The following is a 24,138-nucleotide window of genomic DNA, read 5'->3' as shown; positions in this document are numbered from 1 at the left end:
AGGAAAGGAACGCTAAATGACTAAATTATCTGAAATTGAAGGTATTGGTGGACGCTACGCAACTAAATTAAAAGAAGCTGGTGTTACTTCTTTAGAAAACTTATTAGAAACGGGTTCCAGTAAAAAGGGCCGTAAAGAGATTGCAAATAAATCAGGTGTTAATGAAAAACTGGTATTGAGCTGGGTAAATCGTGCTGATTTGACTCGCATTAAAGGGGTCAGTACGCAATATGCTGATTTACTTGAAAGCGCAGGTGTCGATACTATTCCTGAACTTGCACAACGTAATGCTGAAAACCTTCAAACCAAAATGACTGAAGTAAATGACGCCAAAAATTTGGTTCGCAAATTGCCCTCTGTTTCGCAAGTAGAGGATTGGGTGGCACAAGCTAAAGAACTGCCTCGCGTAGTCACTCACTAAGACGCAATGGGTCTATTAAATAAACAGCAGCTTGTTGTTTGAGGAATCTACCCCTCTCTTTTACGGGGTGGGTGCCTTTTTATGAGAAAAATGGGCAGGTTTATTCTGTGAGGATAAAGCGTTGATTATAAATTCTTAAACGGTTGATAAATATTAGGGTTCTATAACCAGTTGATTGGTTGGTGGAATTTTTGACATTATCGATAATAACGAGATCGTGCCTTGTCGCTAAAGTCGCCAGTATAAAATATTATTTTATTTATGGTAAAAGCGATTATTTTAAAAATAGTTTTGAGATCTCTAGCGTCACAAAAGTAGAGCTTAGCATAAAAGCCGTCAGTGAAATCCAGGGTGGCAAGTTGATATGGCCTTCATTATTCGGTACACGTTGCTTGATACGCCATAATGAAAGGTTGACCAGTGAAAAGACGATTAACATGATAATCGAAGTTAATTCGGCTAAAGATCCCAGTCGTCCTACTAAAGAAAGTATGAGTACAGAGCAAATCGTTAGTCCGGTCGCATAAAGTGGTGTCTGTGTTTTTGGATGCACACGGCTCAGTAGAGCCGGTAGTTGTCCTCTTGAACTTAGACCATAAAGTACCCTTGAAGCCATGATCATCTGGATCAATACCCCATCAATAATCGCAAATAACCCTATGATACTGATAAGTTTGGCATCCTCTCCTGTATGGTATTGATACAGAAACGCCATGGGTGCAGAGCTTTGAGCAAAAACTTCTGGTGGCATGGACAGCACGGCAATGGTCATAATCAACATATAAAGTACTGTTGTGAACCCTAATGTTATTAGGATTGCGAGCGGAAGGTTACGTTTAACGTCTTTGACCTCTTCGGCAACATCCACCATGTCCTCGAACCCGATAAAGGCATAAAATGCCAATAAGGTACCTGCGAAAACAAAACCCCAGCTGGTAAAGTCTGCAGAGGGTATCAGTTTTGGCCATTCGGTAGAAAGGTCCGCTAAAGCGCCATGACCTACATAAATGATAATGATAAGACCCGCAATTCCTAGCAGGGTCATGGCTGTGGTAATGAGAATAGATTGCAGAATGCCCCAAAGTGCAAATAGACCCAAAAAAAGAGTGGCCAACAAAACAATCGTCATACGGTCTAATTCAACCCATGGAGCTATTAAGTGGTTTAGGTAACCGGCAAACGCATTCACTAAGGCGGCCGAAGAGACTAGGCCCGCTGAAACCACCAATAAACCGACTAAGGTTGAAAAGCGTTCAGAACCCAATCCTTCCCGCGTATAAAGCGCGGCACCGGCCGCCCATGGGTAACGGCTAGAGAGCTCAGCAAACGATAAGGCCGTGATACCTGCTAATATAGAGGCCACCAAGAAGGCTGCTGGTGCAAGATAACCTGATACGCCGGCGAGTTCACCCACAAGCGCGTAAATGCCTGCACCAATTGTTGTGCCTAAACCATAAAGTACCAACATAGGCAGAGATATTACACGTTTTAAACGAGTGGATTGGGGCATATGGATTGAATCTCTTGTATTCACAATGAACGCTTCCTTGAGTATACAAAGTTAACGTTTAAAAGAATACGCATATCTAGTTTTAAAGGTTTCTTCTCGTATAGAAAGGTAGTTCAGTCATTCATAGAAGGTTTTATCGAGACCATAAAAAAGCCTATCTAATCGTCATTGATGAAATAGGCGTGAAGTGTGATGACAAATTTAGACCAGGCCTGGTCATTTTGAGGTTGGCCTGGACGTTAAGGTCATAATATTTAAAAGTAAAGGTTCAGGACTTTAACTTAGAACTTAAATCCCTTAAGCAAAGTGTCTTTAAGCTGCTCCTCAACTTTCTTTTTTGTCTCATTAATCACTTCATCTTTCTTCTTTTCAATGACAGCCGTGGCTTTTTGTTCCAGTAAAGAGGCCAAATCAAGTGAAACACTTGGAGTGGCCCAAGCGCCTTTCAGTCTGACTGGAATGGTTAAGCCATTAAGTTCTTTAAGGTCTGCGCCACCTTGGCCCTTGTCTGAAGCGACAATTTTGGCTTGAACCAAATAGTTTAAGGATTCTTTAGGTAAGTCAACTGTACCCGAGCCAGAGATACGCATGAAAGGCGCTTGTGCTAGCAGTTTGGTGGTAGTGATAATGCCTTGCTTGATGCTGGCTTGAGCAATCAATGAGCTAAAGTCTGTTTGCAAATCCCCATTTGCTGCAGGTGCGGTAGTGCCGTTCATTTTGGCTTTGGCTTCACGAATCGATTGTGCCAGGTTAAAACCTTTGATGGCACCATTTTCTAGGTTGGCGGCAGCGGTACCGTTCAAGTTTTGTTTGAAATGCGATACACGTGTGCCAGCCGTAGTGATATTGGCACTCACTGCGCCTGTCCCGCTGATTTTGTCTTTACCGGTAAAGGCCATCAAGACCTCTCCCACAGGAACATTTTCAGCATCAGTTTTAAAGCTATATTGAGGCGTTTTGCCACTGACATCTAACCCTGCTTGTGCATTTATAGTCGTTTTGAAAATGTCGGCACGAATTGGGTTGGCGTAGAGTTTTCCTTGACTGCCTTTTAGCGTTAAGACGATGTTTTTAGGCTGGAGTTTATCAAAGGTAACGGCTCCGGCCTTAAAGGTTCCGTTGATAGTCAAGTTGCGCAATAACTCCGTGGGTAGAGGAATATCTGTCTCCTCCGTAACGGTTTCTGGTTCTGAAACGGTTTTTTTCACGGGCAAGTAACGGTTTAAATCAATTTTAGTTAAGGCTAGATCATAACGAATATTGGGTGTCTTAAACTGACTGATAGAGCCATTACCGGTTAATACACTGTCATCTAAGGTTACTTTAAGATTTTGAACATTCACTGCTTGCGTTTTTGCATTAAAGTGTACACCTAAAGTGGCTGCAAACTGAGTTAGGGTTTTTGCATCTGCCATCTCGGGAAGAGATACTTCCAACTGTTTTAAAGCGGTTCTTAGATTTGTTTGTGCAATATCAAGTTTTGCATCAACCAGGGCATCGGTCGTAATTTGTGTGGCTTTTACAGAGCCTTTTGCCACAATATCCATGGCACGTAAAGTCAGCTGATCTAAGTTAGCTGTTTGCGCGGTAAGATCGATAGTTGGTTGAGTTTCTAGGGTTACTTGCGTCTTGCCACCCGGTAATAAATCACCCGTTAAATCGGTATTTACGGTTAATTGCTGTGCTTTAAATTGTTGCGTTTTTATGTCTCCACTAAACTCTTTGACGGTTAATTCACCTTGGATGGTCTTCATCGGGAACTCTTTGCCACCCATCACATCATAAGTCAGTTTTAAGTTAGGCAGTGACAGTTGGTTTTTAGCCATGACTAAATCAATCGTTGGAATAGAGAGCTCTGCGGTTGCTTTTTCCACGGGAATGCCAGCTCCTTGCGTCGTACTTTTAAGGGCCAGATTACGCAAAAAATAACGGCCATCTTTCTCAAGTTTCGCTTCAATGGTTAAATGCAACTGTGATTTAAGTGCAGGCTTGGCAACGGTGGTTTCAGCAGATAAAACGATGTTGAAAAATTCACCAAAAGTAATCGCGCCCGTCGATAATTCGGAGAGGTTTAGGTCCACAGTCTGTTGAGTTTGCTGATCATTCCAATGTATCTGACCATTTTGAATATCCATTCCGCCAAAGTTTAGCGCGGCCAATTTATCAAGAGGGTTTGCACTGTCGACTGATTTTTCTTTGATTTTGACGTCATCGTCTTTCTGGATTAAATCATCCCAGTTACTGATGCCTTGGGCATTTTTTTCTAGGTTTAAATTTAGGCCATGCAAGGTCAGAGTGTCAATTTCTAATCGTTGGCTCAGTAAAGGCCATATAGCCGCGCCGACTTGGACTTTATCAATCTTTAAAAAGGGCTGTTCACTGAATCCTGTTGCATTACTTAATGAGGTGTTTTCTAACTCTAGCCCCAAATGAGGGAAAAAGGAGAGACTCATGGCTTCGATTTTTAAATCACGTCCAGTCTCTTTCTTGACCACTTGAGTAATTTCATCACGGTAATCATTGGGGTCCACTGTGACGGCAATGACAGCGATTGCAATGATAATAATGGCCACAAAACCGGCGGTTATTTTTAAGATTAACGGTAAGACTTTCATACAAACGCTCCAGCGTATTTTTACTAGGTATTATGGGAATACTAACAGATACGTTAGTGGAATGAATACAGATTTTTAAAAGAGATAAACCTTTGTGTTTCAATACAAAGGTTTATCTAAAGGTTTTGAAGGAGGGCGATGAGAGAAGCGCGTTATTTTTTGACCCAGCGGCCATTGATCTCTATATAGTGACCGGCTTGAGTTTTTTCGAGAGATTTTTTACCTGCTAACGTTTCAATGTCTTGAATGGCTATATCATTGGCGTTGGCCATTTTTTGGTATTGAGCCTTTCTGGCGTCATTAATCAACTGTACCAATTCCGTGGCTTCATTTTGATTTGTTACAACCCCCAAGTAACCATTAGGGTGTTCACCAACTAATCCTTGAGATTTGTAGTCACCTAATTGTCCCATGGCCTGTTGTAACGACATTGCATAGGCATTTGCGGCGAAAGCAAACATTAGAATAAAGAAAATAGGCTGGAGTGTTTTTTTAAGCATCATGATATTAATCCTTATAGTCATTTCTTAGAATAATCCGCTAGATTTGCTAAACATGGCATCAAGTTGTTTATCAACTTTGATTAAAATTTCATGTTGGATCTTAACGTTGAGATTAATGTTAATGGGTTCATTGGGTAAGGCCATTTGAACGGTTGGTGTACACGCGGAAATGACACCGAGTAGACCCATCAAAATAACGGTTCTATGGAAGCTTTGTAATAAATCCATATTTTAAACTCCTATGTTAAAACGCGAATCGCGCTTAAATTAACGTTGTTGGGATTAAAGTCATTTTTTAAATGGCTTAATTAACGATGAAAAAAGGGATGTTTTTCATTATGAAATCCTAGATAACCGTTAATATTTGTCATTATTGTATGCATCCTATTGAGGCTACCTAATGACTCAGCCTCGTCTAGTATAATGGCTGTAGTTTAGCAGAATTTAACAGTAACGCATCTGTCGGTTGAGCAAATACACACACTTTCAACCTTCTTTAATACTTGCGTAAGAGTTGTTTACTGAGTCGAATGTTTTATTTTTCCTGATTAGATTGTTGTCGAATTTTTTCTTGAACTCTGCGTTTAATGGTTTCACTCACTTGATTGGTGATTTGCATACTGGTTATCAAAGAAGGTAGGTCTTCTTCCAGATTGATATTTAAGTTAATCGCTCGACCCTTTTCGACATTCGGATTTTGCCCTTTTAGGGTCAATCCTAAATTTAGTTTTTGATCCACTCCTATGCTGACACTGCTCTGTAATAATGTGTAGTGAAAATCATCCAATACATCTAAGACGAGTTGCATACCTTGATTACTTTTACCAATGCCTGATTTAGCCTCTGGTTGATATTGTAATAAACCTCCACTGGCTTGAGAGGTGACTAGACCCTGTTGAATTAAGAAGCTTGGCGATTCCGTTGTTAAATCAATCTCTAATGGCAATGTACCATCGATCAATCCTTTGCCTTTTAAATTACTCGTTGGATGCTGTTTCAGTAGTTCTTCAATATCAATGTCTTTTAAATGGAGTGTGGTTTTAAAAGGTTTAGACAGATTGATGATTTGAGGATCTAACCAGGCTTGGCCGTTAAAAAGTCCGCTGCGTAGAGTCTCTATTTCGAGTACTCCCTTTAGAGGGTTGGCCAATGCACCTTCATAACGAGCAGTCATTTGAACTGGCCCGGCAATCAGGCCATGATTGACTCGGGTGATCTGTAAGGTGGGTAGAGAGACATTAAAGTGTTTATTGTTTAAATTAAGGGCTGATAATACGCTGATTTGGCTGAAAGCCGTTTGCTGATAGAGACCGCTTACTTGTTTAATGTCGGCATTGACTGTGCCAGACAGTGCTGCAAGGGGAGCTTTTAAAAGCTTAAAATTGAATTTTAATTGACCTTGTAAAGCCATTTGGCCGCTGGCCAATGTGAGTTCTTGAGGCCAAAAAGAGAAAGACTTTTTCAGTGGATTACCGCCCAGAAAAAACAGCGGTTCTAGCGACCAGGTGCTGCTGAGGTTTTGGTTTTTCCAGCGGCTATTGTGCTTAATGCTTAATTCAGAGGCATTGCTAATGCGACCTGAAAATTTAAAGTCATCCACTCCTCCCGATAAAACCCCTTTAGCCGACCAGAATTGAGGCACGAGTTTAGCCTGCTCTAACCGTGCCGTAGAGACATTATAATGGGCATTGATTTGTACGGGGTGAGAGCTCAGTCCATTATCAGAATTGTTTAATTGCAGAGAAGTTAAGCTAACCTGAAGGTTTTTAGCTTTTAACGGTGGACTTGTAAATTGGGCATTAAGAACTGTTTTTTTGCTTGAGAGTGACCACGTTAGAGGGTTAATAGGATCGGTTCTTAAATGAACATTGAGCCTGTTCAGTTGCAGGCTAGATTGGTTGAATATCGCTAAAGAGGCACCATTCGATTGATCAACGATTTTGACATCGCTCTTAATCAGCGCTGAAGGTGATTTGAAAGTAAAGACTTGATTTTGATAATCCGCTGTAAAGGGAATATTCAGCGCAAGGTTCTGAATGTCATAGTGTGGTTGGTCTGAAGTGACTTGAATGGTTAATGCAGGTTGCTGCAAAGTGATTCGAGCGTCATACAGCTTGAGACGAGGGTTGTCTCCAATAAAGAGTTCACCCTGAGTCACCAAACGGAGTTGGCTTTTACTCATCGTCGGCGTAACGGAGTTTAAAGACAGATTAAATGGAATGTTGGCTAAATCGTTTTTCTGAGAACGAATTTGACTGTTTAGGTCAAAAGAAATCTTCGCAATATCAAGTCCTTTAAATTGCCCGAATGCTTTTAACTTTTCTGAGAAGGCATGCTCTGAGAGGTTACCACTGGCATGCAGTTGATAATTCTGTAAGAGTCCCTGTTGCAGTTTAAGCTTAGCTTTGAGTGTCCCTTGGAGCAAACCGATTGCAGGAATAGGGATGGGTTTTGGCAGTTCAATGTTCATCTCAAATTGGGTAGACAGTTTGGAAACGAATTCAACCGGTTTGCTGAAAGGTGATGGTTCAGTGGTTGCTGTTTTTTTAATTTTCGGGTTTGTCGAACTCAGCTGTTTAACAAGTAAGGTAACGGATGTTAAAGGCATGTTATTGAGAATGTCGATGTTAACAGGCGTCGATGCCTGCTGATGCAGTTGTAATAAAGTCGCTTCTGTTAGTTTTAGTCCAGACCAGTTCTCAAGCGTTTTAAACCAGATGGGGTTGGGAATAGTCCCGGACAGTTGTAAACTTGTGTAAAGTTGGTTTTCAGAGCTTAAATCGCGATGCAGTCTGATCTCATTATTCAGAGTTAAGTTAAGGCTATTATCGAGTGAAAGTTGTAACTGCAGGCTGGGTAATTTTTCAGAGGATAGGGCGGCTTTCAATTGAAAAGAGAGTTGATTGTCGGGAGAGATCGGATTCGAGATCAAACCTTGAAAGTTTGCTTGCAAGGGCATAGATTGCTGAGTTGTCTGTCTGGTTTCAATTGAAGCACTGAGTTGTCCAGTCAAACTGCATAAACCTTCTGGGCAATGACGACTGAATGAAAAGTGTTTAATCACAGTTTTTTTAGGCAGTAAAGCCAACCAAGGGAGCCGCTCACTTAAAAAAGAATTAGCTTGCCACTCTTCTGGCGTTTTAGGCCAAGAAAATTCTAGAGGCGTTTCTTTGTTAGGCACTTGGCCTTCGATGCGTTTTTGAAAGGTTAATTGCAGCTGCGCATTTTCGATGGCTAACGTTGTGATTTGAAAAGAGGAGTCAAACCAAGTACTGATATCTGTCCAATGGACTTGGACATTCTCCAATCGAATATGCTGTTGCTGTTGGTAAGTTGCGCTAATGTTTTCTAATTCGAGGGAATTAAACCCCAGGTGGCCAAGTGACCAGGTAAGGTTGGTAATCTCAGCTTGTTTAATTTTTTGGTGCAGCGTGAAGGAAAGCCCCACTATAAGAAGGAGCAACGTTACCAGGAAAATTAGGCCAAGAGGTTTTATCCAACGCATCGTTTGCTTCTCAAGTTATGTGGATAGTTTTCCTAAGAAACCGATTCCCCCTATTTAAAGACATTAGGGGGAAGGTTGGGAAGAATTATTCTTTGTATTTTTCATTGCATAATTTAACCGCATCCCAGTAGGTCTGGTTGTCAGCTTTGCTCACGGCCTTACTGTCCCAAAGAGAGCTCTTTTTTTCAATGCATACTTGAGCAGGTGAGGGTCCACAAGCAGAGAGCAATAACGTTGAAGCCGTTAGCACCATAAGGAAGGGCAGTTTTGCATGGATACTGGGCTTTCTAAGCGGATTGGTAACTGTAATCATTGTTCAACCTCATACTGTTCAATGGACGTTTGTAGATTCTATTTAGTGTCAACTTTAGGGTATTAGAATAACGCCAAAAATAGGTTTCGTCTAGGGGGCGCACCACATCCAATGGAAATAGTTGTATTTAAAGTAAAGCCACTTAGAATCACTGTTTTTTAGTATCATGTTAATCCACCACACAACTTTGAAAGAGCAAACGTATATGGACTCTCTTGAGACACCTAATTGGACACAACGCTATACCGATTATCTGCATGACTTGCCCGCGCGACCCGCCCGAATTGTCTATCAAAGAGATCGTGCCCGGGTTATTCATTCAGCCTCCTTTCGAAGGCTACAGGCCAAGACCCAGATTTTTGGGTTAAGCGAGTCCGATTTTTATCGCACACGACTGACGCACTCTATGGAAGTGGCCCAAATTGGTTCCGGTCTGGTGGAGCAGTTGATTACGGTCGGTACGGATGAGAGTGATAAAGAGGCGGATTACATAGCGTGGTTACCTTCTTTCTATTTAATAGAAGCGATTTGTTTAGCGCATGACTTAGGGCATCCGCCTTTTGGACATGGCGGTGAAGTCGCCTTAAACTATATGATGCGCCATTATGGCGGTTTTGAAGGTAATGCTCAGACCTTAAGAATATTGGCCAAACTGGGAGAGTATACCCCGGAAAATGGCTTGGACCTCTCCCGTAGAACCGCACTAGGCGTCATGAAGTACCCGGCCATCTATAATGATGTGACCGCATCAAATACCAATTACCTGGCTCAGTTACAAGAACAGCAAGTCGATGACTTTAGAACTTTACAGATGAATCGTTGGTCGCCCCCTAAAAGCCTTTATTTAGAAGAGAAGGTATTATTTGATTGGGTGTTGGAGCCTTTCTCTTTGGCAGATAGGGCAAAGTTCACGCAACTTGCTGATTGTGATGGTTGTCATAAGCAAACAAAATATAAGGCTTTGGACACGACCATTATGGAACTGGCAGATGATATCGCTTACGGTATTCATGATTTAGAAGATGCGGTTGCCATGAAAATGGTGGCGCGTGAACTTTGGCAAGCTGAGGTCATGGAAAACCCACTGTTTCAAGAGTATGCCTTATGGGATGACGAAATGACCACACGTCTCTTTAGTCACTCATCTCGAGGTCGTAAACATGCTATCAGTAAGATGGTTGGCATTATGGTTGAAAGTATTTTTATCGACGAAAATTCAGAATTTGAACACCCTTTGTTACGTTATCAAGCGAAGTTGAAGCCAGAACATGCTGCGGTTTTAGAGCTGTTAAAAACATTTGTGTATAAGAATGTGATTACTATTCCAGAAGTAAAACAGATGGAATATAAAGGCCAGTTGATTGTGCTGGAGTTATTTAAATCTTTACGAGCCAATCCGAGTGCTTTACTCACCACGACAGCTTATGAAAAGTATAAAAATGCCCCGACAGAGCAAGCAAAGCAACGTGTTATTTCAGACTACATAGCAGGTATGACCAACACGTATGCGGCGAGACTTTATGCTAAGTTGTTTACGCCTGCTCATGGTTCTATCTTTGATCGACTTTAAATAACTAATTTTCGTATGTGGTTGAGAAGCCTTTTTGATTCTGATAAACCTTTCTTATTTTCTATAGGCTTCACGTTACTTTTTGCTATTCGGCAAAAAGTAACCAAAAAACGAACCCTGCTGACGCCCTCTATTTTACTAAGCTTGTCCGCTGACATTCCCTAAACTCGCTTTCAGCTCAAACACAGGGAATGTTTAAACGCGTCCTTCACTAAGTGAAATCACGATTGCTTACAAAAGGGTAGAGTTTCTACGTGAGATTGTTTATTCCTCTTTAGTTTTTGTAGTGCTTTTAGATTTGACCAGGCCTGGTCAATTTGCTTCAATCAGATTTAAGGGGGGTATTGTGAAGACGTTTGCGCCATTTAACTACTTTTTCTTCGGTAGGTAGTACTTGCGAACGATAAACGGCTTAATTTCTTTTATGAGGAGGTTAATAGCCGGCTCAGGAGTAAGTTGAATTGGATTCGCTTCAAAATCACCAGGCCTGGTCTGTTGCGTTTTTGATAAACGTTCAATTCGGCTTTGTATCTGCTTTATCGCCCACAAAATATGCTCATCCACCAGCTCACTGATCTGGTTTAATTTATCCTGTAAAGCCTCTATAACACGCTCTAAAAAGATCGTGCGCTCTGGGCTATTGAGTGATTTTTGCTTGAATTCAATGTTGCCTAAAGAGACCGCCAAGTTACGGCTCCACTGCGCATAGCCGATTCTACGAATAGGAGAGCCTTCCATATTTTTAAGAAAGGTCGATTCATTCCATTGCCAAAGATCCAGAAGTGATTGATTATCGAGTTGGTTGTTTGAGACATCATTGGCTTTAAAGGCGATTTCTTCAGTGTCTTCGGTGAACTTATTCCAAGGGCAGACCAATTGACAATCATCACAGCCATAGATTCGATTACCCATAAGGGGGCGGAATTCTTCAGGGATCGATCCTTGGTATTCAATGGTCAAGTAAGAGATACAGCGACGTGCATCAACCACGCCATTGTCTAAAATGGCTTGGGTCGGACACTCCTGAATGCACGCTGTACAAGGGCCACACCCTTGTTTTGCAAAAGGCGCATCGGCCGGCAGGTCAAGATTTGTATAGAGCTCGCCTAAAAAGAACCAGGACCCCGCACGTGGGTGGATAATCAAACTGTTTTTACCGATAAAGCCAAGACCGGCTTTTTCAGCCAGAGGGCGTTCTAATACAGGCGCGCTGTCGCTGAAAGCGCGATATTTGAAATCATCGACTTCGACGGCGATTCTTTCAGCTAAAAGTTGCAAGCGTTTTCTGAGTAACTTGTGATAATCCTTACCTAATGCATAACGTGAAATGTAGGCCTGCTCTGGATTGTGGAGCTGTTCAGTCGCGGATTCACGGCTTAAATCTAAATAGTTCAAGCGCACACTGATAATACTCTGAGTGCCAGGTTCTAATTCGTTGGGACGAGTACGTTTGGTACCATGGCGAGCCATATACTCCATTTCGCCATGAAAGTTTTGACCTATCCAGTTAAAATAGTCCGTCTCATAGCTTGAAAGGTCAGTATTGGTGATACCTACGTCTGCAAAACCGAGTTCTTTGCCCCACTGCTTAATACAGTGAGATAGACTCGTTCTGGATTTTGGATCGAAGGTCGGTTGAGGGGTGGAATGGTTGTTTTGATTTGGCATGTTGTTTATTTTAACAAGCCTGCTATTAAATCGTCTATTTATTGGTTCCTTCATGTAAATAGTATCGGGCACTGTGTTTAATAATCAAGCTAAGCTGTTTTATAAGTGTCAGCCATAACGGTATTTCGAACGTGTTGTTAAGGGGACTACTGATATAAATGAAGGTTCTACGTAAAATATGTGCAAAAATTTAAAGGAAGACCTATGTCAGGCGATACCGACGTTGTAACAAATCAATTTACCTTAATAAATGAGCAGGAAACCATTAACTTAGCGCATGCCTTTGCTTTCGCTTGTGAGGCCACAAATGCCGTAAATAAAGGGCTTATCGTCTATTTGAAAGGAGATTTAGGGGCGGGAAAATCCTTTTTTTCAAGAGCATTTATTCAAAACTTTTTACCTGGACAAAAGGTCAAAAGTCCGACTTATACTATCGTTGAAAGCTATAAAACTTCTACAGTTACTATTCATCACTTTGATTTGTATAGACTTTGTGATCCAGAGGAGTTAGAGTACTTAGCCATAAGGGACTTACTTATGGGATCTTATGTCGCATTAGTTGAGTGGCCACAAAAGGGTGAGCCGATTTTTCCGGAAGCTGATGTCGTCATTGAGCTTCAGCACCCCCAAGAATTTGAGTCAGAAAATAGAAGGGTCGAAATGACCGCGAGCTCTGTATTAGGGGGTGCGGTAGTTGAACAGCTGATGATGAATATGCGTAAATAATCCGTTGCTGTAATGTGTATGACGTTTTAATGAAGTGTATCAATGGTCATGGTTGTTTTCCACTGAGCAAACCGGTTTGCCTGTCGAGTTTTTGGCATGTGTGTTGGCACGGAATTTGTTATATAACCAGTAAAAGTAATAATGAACAGGCTATCCAGTATGAAATTACTTAATTTCTCTCAAAAATTTATCAGTGTAGCGCTCTTCGTCATGCTTTCTGTTTGGGTCTCAAATGCGATTGCAAAAACCGAACTTTCGGGGATGCGAATCGGCCAAACAGATGACAAAACGCGTGTAGTGTTCGACTTAAAGCAGATGGACGGATATAAAGTCTCTCAACTAAGAAATCCTTCCCGATTAGTTGTTGATTTCTATAAAACGGCCAATAAGCTCTCCTTTAAAAATAAGCGTATTACCGATAAGCGATTGTTTAAAATTCGCGTCTCTGATAGTGCAAAACGGACCCGAGTCGTTTTAGATCTGCATAAACACTCAACTTATAAAGCGTTCACCTTGTCTAAAGATAAAGCTGGTCATCAGCGTCTGGTGGTCGATTTAGGCGATACGGTTTCAAATCAGATCGTGCATAAACCCGCCACGCAGATTACCAAGGTTAAATCTCCAGTAAAACCCTTAATCAAAGCATCTGCAAATTCATCCGTTAAAGCGACTCCAAACGTCATGGCTAAAGTTGAGAAGCCAAGGAAAAAAACGGGCATTAAAGTCCCCGTTGAGAAAAATATTCGTCCATTAGTTAAAATGACGAAAGTTAAATCTCAACAAAAATCAGATAGCCAGCTCGCAACGCAAAATTTATTAAATAAAGGGAGTTCTGTCTTTGCACAACCAAAAATGCTGGTCATTGCAGTTGATGCCGGCCATGGTGGTAAAGATGTGGGTGCCATAGGTCATAATGATGTGCAAGAGAAAGTTGCGACGTTAAGCATGGCAAAAGAATTAAAGCGTTTAATTGATTTGCAGCCCAGTATGCGAGCTATTTTAACACGAGACAAGGATGTATTTATCCCACTCGGCGAGCGCGTGAAAATTGCAAAAAGTCAGGATGCCGATATGTTTATCTCGATTCATGCTGATGCCTTTCATGATACCTCCGTGCGTGGTGGTTCGGTTTACATTCTTTCAAGAGGCGGTGCGAGTAGTGTGATGGCTCGTTTATTGGCGAAAAGTGAGAATGCTTCGTTGCAAGATGTTCAATTGAAAGGGCGTGATGATGATGTCGCTTTTGCCTTGAGTGATTTAACGCGCGAAGCGAATGTCAGAGCAAGCCGTAAACTTGCGCATACGGTTTTGAACGAAATGCAAAAAAAGGTCAAAATGCATAAGAATTCCGTTCAGTCGGCTAAATTTGCAGTTTTAAAATCGATTGATATGCCATCTTTATTGATTGAAACGGCATTTATTTCTAATCCACGCGAAGCACGTAACCTTATGAACAAAACGTTCCAAACGAAAATGGCGAGTGCAATCGCCAGTGGTTTAACGAAATTTGTTGCAAGAAATGTCCAAAAACCTCGATGGGGTGAATCGTTATACGTTCAATATAAAGTGAAGAAGGGTGATACCTTGTCACAAATAGCCGCAAACTACGAAGTGTCCACTCAGAGTCTAAAGAAAATCAATAAGATCAAAAATGCCAATGCATTGTATGTCGGTAAAAAAGTTAAAATCCCGTTGTCAGAGAAAATAGTGGCAGGTTTGTAGTTGGGCGAAATATAAAAAATATAATCGACTTTAAAAAAAGCGCCTTATTAGGCGCTTTTTTGCATAGAAATATCCATTCTACTCAAGCTGTTCTGCCGTAAAGAATTCAAGCCCTTTTTCCGTGATAATGCCATCTAAAGGCACATCCCAGGGTTGATTCGGCAGCTGTGGGACTTGCTGGCAACTATGTGCCCATCCAATCAAGAGTGTCGGGTTCGCAGAATCTTGTGGCAGACGTTTAAATGCAAAAGTTCGATCATAGTAACCCCCGCCCATTCCGAGTCGATTACCTTGAAGATCAAATCCGACTAGAGGCATGAAGACTATGTCCATGTGTGAGCCGGCAAAGTGTCGATCTAATGGTGTTTTAGGCTCAGGCATGCCAAATCGATTATTTTCCATCTGACTCGTTTTATGGTATTCCACAAAGGCCATGTGAAGATCAGGTTTGGTTTCCAATGTCGGTAAAAAGACACGATGTCCAGTCTGTTGCCACAAATACTCAATAGCAGATTGCGTTTTTAGCTCACCGTCTTGAGAAAGAAAAAGTGCAATGTTTAGAGGATGAGGTAGCGGATCCGGCGCCACTTGGTTTTCGTAGTGCTTTAGACATACTTTTAAATACGCTAGAGCGTCTAAAGCGTGTTGGCTTTGTTGTTCTGGTGTTAATTGATTTCTGAACGCGCGAAGTTGTTTTCTGAGGATCTTTGAGTTTGTTACAAGAGTCGTCATAATGAAACGTCCCTGAATGGTTATGTAGGTCTTTTTATATTAACGGATAAAACAGAAAATCTAAACTATTAATAAGTCAATAAAACATACATTGAATATTTGGAAGGAATGGAAAAGCAAATAGCCAACGAACAAAAAATCCTGGAACCGAAGAGTTCTAGGTGGCAGTCTTCTCAAGGTATTTAGGCTTCTCGGGTTAGCAAGCTAACGAGATGCACACCATATTCAAGTTCAGACCCCAATATATTAATTATCGGAAAGGGGTTAATGCCCGATGACTAAATGCTAGGAATCTATTATAACAAAATGACTATCAGATTTTAAATATTGATCTGGAATTGTGATCATTTGTTTTAATAAATAACCAGTAATAGAATTAATGATACGTTAATACACTTAAGTTTAGTGGCGATTCACTCAAGTCTGACTGTTTTAATGATGACGTTTTGTATTGTGCACGTAGATAAAAAATGAATTTTAGGTGGGTTTAGCCCACTAAATCATAATTTTAAGTTCAGTAGAGTGGTTGATTCTAAGAATGTGGGTTTTCTTTATTGTTATTAGTAGCAACGTGTTTCATTACCGTATCTACCTGATCTTCAAGTCTTAAAGTGTATTGTGTGGTGTCTTCTTTGAGGTGAAGATAATCATAACAAAGGTTTAAAGCCATCATTAAAACCTTACCTTCGCCTTTTAAATCAGGTAGTTGGTCAAGCTTGTCTTCTAGCAAGGTAGCGGCTTCGATTAGGCGTTCACGATCTTCCGCTTCACAAGGGATTTCAAAGGTGTGATTCATTAAGGTAAGCGTTAACACGAGTTTGCTCCGAAAATTAGGGGTTAAGCAATTTGAATTTAAGCTAATTATGATATTATTCACTAATCACTAAGGATAAACAAGGGAAGGTTTTAATGGATTTCGATCGAGTTAAAGAAGTGGTCACACCACATTCAGAGTTAGAGTCACCCGCATTTATTCAAGGGATGCTCATTGGGTTGTTGTGTGGCGATAATGATATTCAAGAAGCAGTTTGGATTAAGAAATTGATTGAAGAGGCCAATATTAAGTCGGTTAAAGAGTCATTTCTACAGGTTTTGCATGACCTTTATCAAGAAACCAATAAGGGCATGAATGGCTCTGGTTTTGAATTGGAGTTGTGCCTGCCGGACGATAATGAGGCCTTAGTCTATCGCGCTATGATGGTAGGGCAACTTTGCGAGGGTATTCTTTATGGCTTAGGGCTAATAGGTTGTCTAAATGACGCTGAAAATGAAATTGCCCCAGATGTTCGAGAGCTTGTAAATGATTTTAGTGATATCGCCAGTATCGATGTTGAAGATTTAGGTAAGTCCGTAGCGGATGGTGATACCGAAGAGTCAGACCTGATGCAATTGGTTGAATTTGTGAAAATTGGCATTTTGACGATGAATGAATCGTTGAACCCTGCGGATGCGCAACCGATTCCTATGCTCAGTGCGGAAGATGAAGAAAACGGTACGATTCACTAATGTTAAAAAGCAATGAATTTCATCAGCATAATCGTCATAAATTATTGGCTAGTTTGCCCGATAATAGCGCTGTATTGGTCTCTTCGGGAGCTGAAAAAATTCGCAATCGAGATGTAGAGTTTCCGTTTAGGGCTGAAAGTGATTTTTTTTACTTAACAGGATTTACCGAGCCTGATTGTGTCCTGGTCCTGCTCAAAAAAGAGTCGCGGGTCACTCATCTGTTTTTGCGTCCTAAGGATCCTGAACAGGAAACTTGGCAGGGTAGGCGCTTGGGTCTTGAAAATGCGTGTGAAGCTTTATCAGTTGACCAGGCCTGGTCAATTGATGAGTTGGATGAAGGTCTACTTGAACTGCTTGAGAATATTGAATCGGTCTACTTTTCATTTTCTCAAATATCAGATTGGTTGACCCCCGTCAGTGCTTGGATTGATGGTCTGAAGCAGAAGGGGCGACAGGGTATCTCAGCCCCGAGTAAGATTTGTGACTTAGATGGGGTTCTACACGAACAGCGTTTGTTTAAATCCGCAGAAGAGATCTCTAGAATGCGTCAAGCGGCACAAATTTCGGTAAAAGGCCATTTAGCGGCGATGGCGGCAGCCTTACCTGGAAAATTTGAGTTTCAAGTGCAAGCCGAATTAGAGGCTACTTTTGTTCGCGAAGGCTCTCCGCGAGTGGCGTTCAGTTCGATTATTGCAAGTGGGCATAATGCCTGCATCCTACACTACACTGAAAATCGAGATGAGATTCAAGACGGTGATTTAGTGCTGGTCGATGCCGGTGCAGAATGGCAAGGTTATGCAGGCGATATCACAACCACATTCCCTGCTAATGGTAAGTTCAGTTCGGCGCAAGCCAAGTTGTATTCTCTAGTCCTAAAGGCTCAGCAAGCCGCCATCTCGGTCATTCAACCTGGAGTTGCATATAATGTCGCACATGAAGCCTCCGTCAAGGTATTGACTCAAGGTTTGATAGATTTGGGTATTTTAAAAGGCAAGCTTAAGACTTTGATAAAAGAAGAGTCTTATAAACGATTTTTTATGCATGGTATTGGCCACTGGTTGGGTATGGATGTGCATGATGTAGGCGCTTATAAACAGAACCAGGCCTGGCGAGAATTTAAACCCGGTATGGTGGTAACGGTTGAACCGGGTTTATATATTTCTGCGGAGCATTCTGATGTGGACAGTCAATGGCATAACACTGGAATTCGAATCGAAGATGATATCTTAGTGACTGAGATAGGGCATGAAATCTTAACCGTTGGATTGCCAAGAACGGTGGCTGAGATTGAAGCACAGATGTCAGCCTTTACCGCGTTACGCTAGAGCAATGTTATTTAGATTTAAGTCAGGGCAGGATTGAAACAGTGAATTCAGATATCTCTTCAGAAAAAACGTCTCAGTTAATTAAGTGCGATGCAGTCATCTCCGGTGGTGGGCCTGTTGGATTGATGTTAGCGTTAGGTTTAGCCCAGCAAACTTTTCAAGTTGTTCTGGCAGAGATGTATGTACCCAGTGCAGATGCCCCTACTTCATTTGATGGCCGAGTCTTAGCCTTGTCCTATGGTTCAATGCTGATTTTAAAAAAACTCAATATCTGGAATGACCTCGTTGAACACGTCACGGAGATTCATCACGTTCATGTGTCGCAAAAAGGCTATTTGGGGCTGACGAAATTACATGCAAAAGAGGCTGATGTGCCTGCTTTAGGCTACAGTATCCAGTCGAGTGATTTAGGTAAGGTTCTTTGGCAGCATGTCCTGGAAAATCAACAGATTAAAGTGCTTTGTCCGGCTCGATTAATGACTTTTGAAGAGCATGAATCGATTATTCAGGCTGAAATAGCGATGACTTCAGAGAGTGCAGGTATTTCAGATACATCCTATGAAGTTGAGGCCAAGTTGATTGTTGGGGCGGATGGTACGGATTCTCAGGTCAGAAAAATACTTGGTTTACCGATTGAAGAAAAATCGTATCAAGCCTTTGGCGTAATAACACAGATAGAAACGGAAATGCATCCACAGGGTTGGTCATTTGAACGTTTTACTGAAAAAGGTCCTGTGGCATTATTGCCCATGAAAGGCCATTTTCATAAAGCCGTAATGGTTTGCCCTGAAGATGAAATTGATAGGGTAAAGGCGTTAAATGATGACGAATATATTGCATTGTTTGCCTCAAAGATGGGGGAGCGTTTAGGTCAATTTAAGCACGTTAGTCCACGTGTTATTTATCCCTTAAAAGAGAGCTATGTGCCTCAAATGTCTAAAGGGCGTGCATTATTAATGGGCAATGCCTCGCATACGCAGCACCCGGTTGCTGCGCAAGGTTTGAATTTGGGGATTCGGGATATTGAGGTGTTTTTGGAGATGACTTCTTTAACCGACGATATTGGCATGCCAGTGTTTCTAACGGAGTATGCAAACGCCAGAAAATCTGACCATGAAAAGGTAATGGGAATGACAGATGGTTTGATTGATCTCTTTCAGCACCAATCACCTATTGTCGGACATTTAAGAGGGATTGGATTGATGGCAATGCAGGCGATGCCCACGTTAAAAAGACGTTTTTCACGATTTGCAATGGGAGGCGATCACTCATGAATGCCCCTTTAGATAAGACTATAGAGAGTCAGAGCACTGAAAAGCCGGTGACAGATATCGCTTCTAAAAAATGGGATGCTGTCATTGTCGGTGGCGGCATGGTTGGTGCCACCGTGGCTTTAGGGCTAGGCCAGCAAGGCATGTCGGTCTTGTTGTTGGAAAAGCAGGCGATTGAGACATCATGGAAAGCTGATTCAGCTTATCAGATGAGAGTCAGTGCACTCACGAGAGCCTCTGAAAAAATATTACGAAATCTAGGTGCCTGGCAAGGCATAGAGAATCGCCGCTTCCATCCGTTTACGGCGATGCATGTTTGGGATGAAGTGACTCCGGGGGAGATACATTTTTCGGCAAAAGATATGGGTGAACCTAATCTAGGCTATACCATCGAAAATGATGTCATTCAGTCCGCTTTATGGGAACAGGTTGAGGTTTGTGACAATATAACGGTGCTTCTCGATCATCGTTTAGAATCGTTACGTTTAGAAAACGACCAGGCCTGGTTAACACTAGAAAGCGTGGGTGAGATACAAACCGAATTGCTTATTGGAGCCGATGGCGCCATGTCGCAAGTGAGAGAGCTGGCTTGTATTGGCTTAGACACGCATGACTATGAACAGTGTGCCGTAGTCGGTTGTGTCAAAACAGAGTTGTCGAGTGAAGACACCTGTTGGCAACGTTATACCCAAAATGGCCCATTTGCTTATCTATCAATGGGGGAGAACGTCAGCTCTATTGCTTGGTATTTGCCGATGGAAAAAATGCAGTGGGCTTTGGCACTTTCGGATAAAGATTTTGCAGAAGAAGTCTCCAAGGCTTCTGATTACCGATTGGGAGCCGTGGTTGAAGTGGCTGAAAGAGGGGCTTTCCCTCTGGTACGAAGACATGCTGAACACTATGTTAAGCCACACTTAGCCTTGGTTGGCGATGCCGCGCATACTGTTCATCCGCAAGCAGGCCAAGGTGTAAATCTGGGATTGCTTGATGCGGCGGCTTTAATTGAAACCGTGTTAGACGCTAAGGCATTGAATAAAGCATGGGGTAGGTACTCCGTGTTAAGAAAGTATGAGCGTTGGCGTCGTGGCGATAATGCTTTAGTGCAACGATCGATGGAAGCTTTTGACTGGTTATTTAAACAAGATGCGTCTCTTAAGGTCATTGTCAGAAAAGGACTTCTTCCTCTTGCCAATCGCCTCACTCCGATCAAAAATTGGTTAATGGGACAAGCCTTAAATGGCCGAGAGGCCCTGCCAAAACTCGCTAAATCAATCGGTTTTCAGGAAAGATAAATGAAACGTTTGAACTTTAAGGCTCTTTTAGGAGTTGCGGGTGTGAATCACTTAGAAAGTGATTATGCCATTAAGATTGGCCATCGCTTTGAGTGGTTGGTATTAGTAGCCCTGTTTGCTGTTTTTGTCCAGTTATTAATGCTCTATTCAGGTGAGTCGCTAGAGTCATTTTGGTTCTCTCTGGTTATCTGGTCTGTTTTTGCGCTGGAATTAGTCGTTAACCTGTTTAATGTTCGTGATCGTTCACGTTATTTACGTGAAAACTGGATGAATTTGTTCATTGTGATATTGGCATTTCCATGGCTTGATTATGGCAGCGATTGGGCTGTCATTATTCGTTCTTTAAGATTGGTTTTATTTTTGCGTTTTATCAGTGGTTTCTTTCGTAATGTGTTGATTATTCTCAAAAGTAATCGCTTTGGTCAAATCCTGTTGGCGTTTGCCTTCATTATCATTGGGGCTGGTGGGATTTTTTCCTATCTTGAAGAACGTTCCTTTAGTGATGGTGTTTGGTATGCTGTCGTCACCATCACGACTGTCGGTTACGGAGATGTTGTGCCATTGACTAAAGCGGGTCATATTTTCGGTGTGATACTGATTTTATTTGGAGTCGTATTTTTCTCATTGGTAGCCGCAAATATTGCAGCATTCTTAATTGGATCAGACCAACGTAAATCGGAAGCCGATCTTTTAGAGTATATGAGTAAAACAGAGGATCGTTTAGCCCAACAGTCAGTTGCCAATGAGAAACATGTAGAGCGCTTAATGACCCATTTTTCAAACGAGTTGGCCGATTTAAAACGAGCACTTGAAAAAGAGCGTAAAAATTAGAAAAATCTATTAAAATAGTTGCTTGGATGCCTTTGTTTATCTGGGCTACCTTTCTAAAAATCCTGTTTTATTCCATGTTTTGTTTATAGGTCGACAAGTTGTTTGACTTTTGCCGTATAACAGCCTATATTCACTCCACCCAAAATTAATTTATACAGCATAAAGGAAATTACGAATGGCAGACAGACGTCTTCAAGTGTTCCATACCGTTGCCAAGGTTATGAGTTTTACCAAAGCTGCAGAAACTCTTCATATGACTCAGCCCGCAGTAACTTTCCAAGTTAAACAGCTAGAAGATTTTTTCAATACTCGTCTTTTTGATCGTACTCATAATAAAATTACCTTAACGGATGCTGGGAAAGTCGTGTATGACTATTCTGATCAGATTCTTGAGCTGTATGAGAGAATGAACAGTGATGTGCGTGAGATGACGGGTGAAGTGACGGGCACATTAGTGATTGGAGCCAGTACCACGATTGCTGAATACATGCTGCCAAGCTTGTTAGGTGCTTTCAAAAAGCAGTATGATGATGTCAATATTCGTCTTCAGGTTGGTAATACGGATGCCATTGTTTCAATGGTTGAAAATAATATGATTGACCTTGGTCTGGTTGAGGCGCCCGTACATAATAAAAACTTAGAAGTGGATGTCTGCCGGATTGATGAGATGCAATTGATTTGTCCTAAGACGCACCCTTTAGCTAAACGCGATAAAGTGACGGTTGAAGACTTCCGTAAGTATGGTTACATTACGCGTGAAGAGGGTTCTGGATCTCGTACTGTTATTGATTCGTATATTCGAGAGCAGGGCTTAACGTATAGTGATTTGAAAGTCGTTATGGAATTAGGCAGTCCTGAAGCAATTAAGATGGCTGTTGAGTCTGATGTCGGGATTGCAATTGTTTCGCGTAGCACTTTAGCGAAAGAGTTAAAGCTGGATACCTTAGTCGCAATTCCTTTAGATCCTCCGATTCTTAGACCTTTTTCGCATGTGAGACAAAAGCACAAGTTTCGCCATAGAGCAGTGGGTGAGCTGTTAGAGTTTGCTGTAGATTATTGTCGCGAAAGAGCGACAGAGCTTGGCTTCAGAGTACCAACTCAAGAAGATCAAAAAATGGGGCGTTAAATTTAGCAAGGCTAAATTCTTCCCACCAAAAAAGGCCGTTTACGGCCTTTTTTGGTTTCTAGGATTCGTCTTTTTATATTCGTTTAAAGATTATCTGAAGCAAATAGCGCAAGGCGTGAACGTTCACCTTGTTCTAATGTGATATGAGCACTGTGCTCCCATTCTTTGAAGCGATCTACTACGTAGGTTAAGCCCGTGGTCGTCTCGCTTAAATAAGGAGAATCAATTTGTCCTATATTTCCAAGGCAGATAACCTTCGTGCCTTCACCTGATCGGGTGATGAGGGTTTTCATTTGTTTGGGTGTTAGGTTTTGGGCTTCATCAATAATAATGAATTTATTTAGGAATGTTCGACCACGCATAAAGTTCATTGATTTGATTTTAATACGTTTACTTATCAGTTGTTGGGTACTTGCATTTTCCCATTCAGTCCCGCTGTCTGAAGCGCTTAAAACTTCTAAGTTATCCATTAGTGCCCCCATCCAAGGAGTCATTTTTTCCTCTTCAGTGCCCGGTAGGAATCCGATATCTTCACCCACGGGGATTGTTGCTCGTGTCATGATGATTTCATTGTAGATATTTAGGTCAAGGGTCTGCTCTAAGGCGGCGGCTAAAGTCAATAGTGTTTTACCAGTGCCTGCAACCCCAAGTAAGGTGACGAAGTCAATCTCTGGGTTCATGAGATAATTGAAGGCGATGTTTTGTTCAGTATTACGTGCATTGACTCCCCAAACAGTGTGGTTCTGCTGGCTGAAGTCTTGCATATACTCTAAAACGGCTTTGCCGTTTTCAATGCTTTTAACAATGGCATTGAAACCCGCCTCATTTGTACTAATTAAAGATTGATTGGGCAGCCATTTACAATGTTCATCAACGTCTAATTCATAAAATGTACGCCCCTCATCTTGCCAAGACTTCATGAATTTACCTTGTGTCTCAAAAAAGTTTTCGGGTAAATACTCCCAACCACGATAGAGTAAATCTGTGTCTTCAAGTACTCGGTCATTGTAGTAGTCTTCAGAATGAAGACCCACGGTTGAAGACTTAATACGCATATTAATGTCTTTGGTCACTAAGGTGACCTGACACTGCGTCAGGATTTGTTTCAGTGCTAGGCCTGTTTGTAAAATATGGTTGTCGGCTTTGTGACTGGGTAAGGAGGTAGGGAGCTCAACCAATAACGGCTCGGTTTCAAAGTAGAGTTTACCTAGATGAATGCTGGACTTTTTATGGCTTGGGTGGATTCGTTCTAAGGAAAGGCCATTCTTGATGTCTTCAAAGGTTGCATCGCTAATGACTTGATCAATCAATCGGTTGGTTTCACGTACGTTTCTGGAGACCTCTGACAAGCCTTTTTTACCGGCATCTAACTCTTCTAAAACGGTCATGGGGATAAATATGTCGTGTTCAGCAAAATGGAACAGTGCCATGGGGTCGTGCATGAGTACGTTAGTATCTAAAATAAACAGTCGGTTGCCTTTGATGTTCATAAGGGATTCTCC

Annotated in this window: 20 protein-coding genes; 10 read left to right on the top strand and 10 right to left on the bottom strand. The window is 41.7% G+C overall.

The genetic code is table 11. The features are described 5' to 3' along the window. Positions 1 to 16 precede the first annotated feature (16 nt). Positions 17 to 421, top strand: coding sequence for a DUF4332 domain-containing protein (locus F612_RS0103865; protein ID WP_019556436.1), 405 nt, complete (start codon positions 17 to 19; stop codon positions 419 to 421). 274 nt (positions 422 to 695) lie between these two features. Here F612_RS0103865 and F612_RS0103860 read toward each other — a convergent pair whose 3' ends face one another. The 6 genes from F612_RS0103860 to F612_RS0103835 all read right to left on the bottom strand — a co-directional run bounded on the left by F612_RS0103860 (position 696) and on the right by F612_RS0103835 (position 8,867). Further along, positions 696 to 1,955 carry an APC family permease gene (locus F612_RS0103860; protein WP_245539510.1) on the bottom strand — a complete coding sequence of 420 codons (1,260 nt, stop codon included), beginning with the start codon at positions 1,953 to 1,955 and terminating at the stop codon, positions 696 to 698. A gap of 257 nt (positions 1,956 to 2,212) precedes the next feature. Beyond that, positions 2,213 to 4,546 (bottom strand): AsmA family protein, encoded by a 2,334-nt coding sequence (locus tag F612_RS0103855; RefSeq protein WP_019556434.1) that lies wholly within the window; start codon positions 4,544 to 4,546, stop codon positions 2,213 to 2,215. 152 nt (positions 4,547 to 4,698) lie between these two features. After that, positions 4,699 to 5,049, bottom strand: coding sequence for a YdbL family protein (locus F612_RS0103850; RefSeq protein WP_019556433.1), 351 nt, complete (start codon positions 5,047 to 5,049; stop codon positions 4,699 to 4,701). Positions 5,050 to 5,073: 24 nt separating this feature from the next. Continuing rightward, positions 5,074 to 5,277 (bottom strand): YnbE family lipoprotein, encoded by a 204-nt coding sequence (locus tag F612_RS0103845; RefSeq protein ID WP_019556432.1) that lies wholly within the window; start codon positions 5,275 to 5,277, stop codon positions 5,074 to 5,076. Between the two features lie 307 nt (positions 5,278 to 5,584). Then, positions 5,585 to 8,554: a YdbH domain-containing protein gene (locus F612_RS0103840; RefSeq protein WP_019556431.1), complete on the bottom strand. Its 2,970-nt coding sequence runs from the start codon at positions 8,552 to 8,554 to the stop codon at positions 5,585 to 5,587. 85 nt (positions 8,555 to 8,639) lie between these two features. After that, positions 8,640 to 8,867, bottom strand: a complete 228-nt coding sequence (locus F612_RS0103835) for a hypothetical protein (RefSeq protein ID WP_019556430.1) — start codon at positions 8,865 to 8,867, stop codon at positions 8,640 to 8,642. Between the two features lie 205 nt (positions 8,868 to 9,072). Between F612_RS0103835 and F612_RS0103830 the strand changes: the two genes are divergently transcribed. Further along, on the top strand, positions 9,073 to 10,437 hold the full coding sequence (locus F612_RS0103830) for an anti-phage deoxyguanosine triphosphatase (RefSeq protein WP_019556429.1): 1,365 nt from the start codon (positions 9,073 to 9,075) through the stop codon (positions 10,435 to 10,437). 369 nt (positions 10,438 to 10,806) lie between these two features. On the opposite strand, the gene queG is transcribed toward F612_RS0103830, so the two are convergent. Continuing rightward, positions 10,807 to 12,105, bottom strand: coding sequence for a tRNA epoxyqueuosine(34) reductase QueG (queG, locus tag F612_RS0103820; RefSeq protein WP_019556427.1), 1,299 nt, complete (start codon positions 12,103 to 12,105; stop codon positions 10,807 to 10,809). A gap of 204 nt (positions 12,106 to 12,309) precedes the next feature. On the opposite strand from queG, the gene tsaE reads away from it, so the two are divergent. Both tsaE and F612_RS0103810 read left to right on the top strand, forming a co-directional pair. After that, positions 12,310 to 12,831 carry a tRNA (adenosine(37)-N6)-threonylcarbamoyltransferase complex ATPase subunit type 1 TsaE gene (gene tsaE, locus F612_RS0103815; protein ID WP_019556426.1) on the top strand — a complete coding sequence of 174 codons (522 nt, stop codon included), beginning with the start codon at positions 12,310 to 12,312 and terminating at the stop codon, positions 12,829 to 12,831. Between the two features lie 159 nt (positions 12,832 to 12,990). Beyond that, positions 12,991 to 14,553 (top strand): N-acetylmuramoyl-L-alanine amidase, encoded by a 1,563-nt coding sequence (locus F612_RS0103810; RefSeq protein ID WP_019556425.1) that lies wholly within the window; start codon positions 12,991 to 12,993, stop codon positions 14,551 to 14,553. 78 nt (positions 14,554 to 14,631) lie between these two features. Here F612_RS0103810 and F612_RS12135 read toward each other — a convergent pair whose 3' ends face one another. Next, on the bottom strand, positions 14,632 to 15,285 hold the full coding sequence (locus F612_RS12135; RefSeq protein ID WP_019556424.1) for a 5-formyltetrahydrofolate cyclo-ligase: 654 nt from the start codon (positions 15,283 to 15,285) through the stop codon (positions 14,632 to 14,634). 532 nt (positions 15,286 to 15,817) lie between these two features. Beyond that, positions 15,818 to 16,099: a cell division protein ZapA gene (locus tag F612_RS0103800; protein WP_019556423.1), complete on the bottom strand. Its 282-nt coding sequence runs from the start codon at positions 16,097 to 16,099 to the stop codon at positions 15,818 to 15,820. 95 nt (positions 16,100 to 16,194) lie between these two features. On the opposite strand from F612_RS0103800, the gene F612_RS0103795 reads away from it, so the two are divergent. The 6 genes from F612_RS0103795 to F612_RS0103770 all read left to right on the top strand — a co-directional run bounded on the left by F612_RS0103795 (position 16,195) and on the right by F612_RS0103770 (position 22,636). Beyond that, entirely contained in the window at positions 16,195 to 16,791 is a 597-nt protein-coding gene (locus F612_RS0103795) for a UPF0149 family protein (protein ID WP_019556422.1), read from the top strand. Continuing rightward, the gene (pepP, locus tag F612_RS0103790; RefSeq protein WP_019556421.1) at positions 16,791 to 18,116 is read left to right on the top strand and encodes a Xaa-Pro aminopeptidase; all 1,326 of its coding nucleotides are present in this window, start codon (positions 16,791 to 16,793) and stop codon (positions 18,114 to 18,116) included. Before F612_RS0103795 ends, pepP begins: the two co-directional genes overlap by 1 nt. Positions 18,117 to 18,157: 41 nt before the next feature. Continuing rightward, positions 18,158 to 19,390, top strand: a complete 1,233-nt coding sequence (locus tag F612_RS0103785; protein ID WP_019556420.1) for an FAD-dependent monooxygenase — start codon at positions 18,158 to 18,160, stop codon at positions 19,388 to 19,390. Beyond that, complete coding sequence (locus tag F612_RS0103780; RefSeq protein ID WP_019556419.1) at positions 19,387 to 20,679, top strand: UbiH/UbiF/VisC/COQ6 family ubiquinone biosynthesis hydroxylase; 1,293 nt, start codon at positions 19,387 to 19,389, stop codon at positions 20,677 to 20,679. The genes F612_RS0103785 and F612_RS0103780 overlap by 4 nt, the downstream gene beginning before the upstream one ends. Next, positions 20,680 to 21,510, top strand: a complete 831-nt coding sequence (locus F612_RS0103775; RefSeq protein WP_019556418.1) for a potassium channel family protein — start codon at positions 20,680 to 20,682, stop codon at positions 21,508 to 21,510. It abuts the gene before it with no gap. A 175-nt stretch (positions 21,511 to 21,685) separates the two neighbouring features. Continuing rightward, positions 21,686 to 22,636 carry a LysR family transcriptional regulator gene (locus tag F612_RS0103770; protein WP_019556417.1) on the top strand — a complete coding sequence of 317 codons (951 nt, stop codon included), beginning with the start codon at positions 21,686 to 21,688 and terminating at the stop codon, positions 22,634 to 22,636. Positions 22,637 to 22,719: 83 nt separating this feature from the next. Here the strand turns inward: F612_RS0103770 and F612_RS0103765 are convergent, their stop codons facing one another. After that, positions 22,720 to 24,126 carry a PhoH family protein gene (locus tag F612_RS0103765; RefSeq protein ID WP_019556416.1) on the bottom strand — a complete coding sequence of 469 codons (1,407 nt, stop codon included), beginning with the start codon at positions 24,124 to 24,126 and terminating at the stop codon, positions 22,720 to 22,722. Positions 24,127 to 24,138: the final 12 nt, after the last annotated feature.

This window comes from Thiomicrorhabdus arctica DSM 13458 (genome assembly GCF_000381085.1).
Lineage (GTDB): Bacteria > Pseudomonadota > Gammaproteobacteria > Thiomicrospirales > Thiomicrospiraceae > Thiomicrorhabdus > Thiomicrorhabdus arctica.
This window is presented reverse-complemented; position numbering and strand designations above follow the sequence as displayed.

What these genes read in the sequence shown, in the direction of transcription:
- F612_RS0103865 (WP_019556436.1), top strand. Translation starts at nt 17, where the DNA reads ATGACTAAATTATCTGAAATTGAAGGTATTGGTGGACGCTACGCAACT.
- F612_RS0103855 (WP_019556434.1), bottom strand. Translation starts at nt 4,546, where the DNA reads ATGAAAGTCTTACCGTTAATCTTAAAAATAACCGCCGGTTTTGTGGCC.
- F612_RS0103850 (WP_019556433.1), bottom strand. Translation starts at nt 5,049, where the DNA reads ATGATGCTTAAAAAAACACTCCAGCCTATTTTCTTTATTCTAATGTTT.
- F612_RS0103845 (WP_019556432.1), bottom strand. Translation starts at nt 5,277, where the DNA reads ATGGATTTATTACAAAGCTTCCATAGAACCGTTATTTTGATGGGTCTA.
- F612_RS0103840 (WP_019556431.1), bottom strand. Translation starts at nt 8,554, where the DNA reads ATGCGTTGGATAAAACCTCTTGGCCTAATTTTCCTGGTAACGTTGCTC.
- F612_RS0103835 (WP_019556430.1), bottom strand. Translation starts at nt 8,867, where the DNA reads ATGATTACAGTTACCAATCCGCTTAGAAAGCCCAGTATCCATGCAAAA.
- F612_RS0103830 (WP_019556429.1), top strand. Translation starts at nt 9,073, where the DNA reads ATGGACTCTCTTGAGACACCTAATTGGACACAACGCTATACCGATTAT.
- queG (WP_019556427.1), bottom strand. Translation starts at nt 12,105, where the DNA reads ATGCCAAATCAAAACAACCATTCCACCCCTCAACCGACCTTCGATCCA.
- tsaE (WP_019556426.1), top strand. Translation starts at nt 12,310, where the DNA reads ATGTCAGGCGATACCGACGTTGTAACAAATCAATTTACCTTAATAAAT.
- F612_RS0103810 (WP_019556425.1), top strand. Translation starts at nt 12,991, where the DNA reads ATGAAATTACTTAATTTCTCTCAAAAATTTATCAGTGTAGCGCTCTTC.
- F612_RS12135 (WP_019556424.1), bottom strand. Translation starts at nt 15,285, where the DNA reads ATGACGACTCTTGTAACAAACTCAAAGATCCTCAGAAAACAACTTCGC.
- F612_RS0103795 (WP_019556422.1), top strand. Translation starts at nt 16,195, where the DNA reads ATGGATTTCGATCGAGTTAAAGAAGTGGTCACACCACATTCAGAGTTA.
- pepP (WP_019556421.1), top strand. Translation starts at nt 16,791, where the DNA reads ATGTTAAAAAGCAATGAATTTCATCAGCATAATCGTCATAAATTATTG.
- F612_RS0103780 (WP_019556419.1), top strand. Translation starts at nt 19,387, where the DNA reads ATGAATGCCCCTTTAGATAAGACTATAGAGAGTCAGAGCACTGAAAAG.
- F612_RS0103775 (WP_019556418.1), top strand. Translation starts at nt 20,680, where the DNA reads ATGAAACGTTTGAACTTTAAGGCTCTTTTAGGAGTTGCGGGTGTGAAT.
- F612_RS0103770 (WP_019556417.1), top strand. Translation starts at nt 21,686, where the DNA reads ATGGCAGACAGACGTCTTCAAGTGTTCCATACCGTTGCCAAGGTTATG.
- F612_RS0103765 (WP_019556416.1), bottom strand. Translation starts at nt 24,126, where the DNA reads ATGAACATCAAAGGCAACCGACTGTTTATTTTAGATACTAACGTACTC.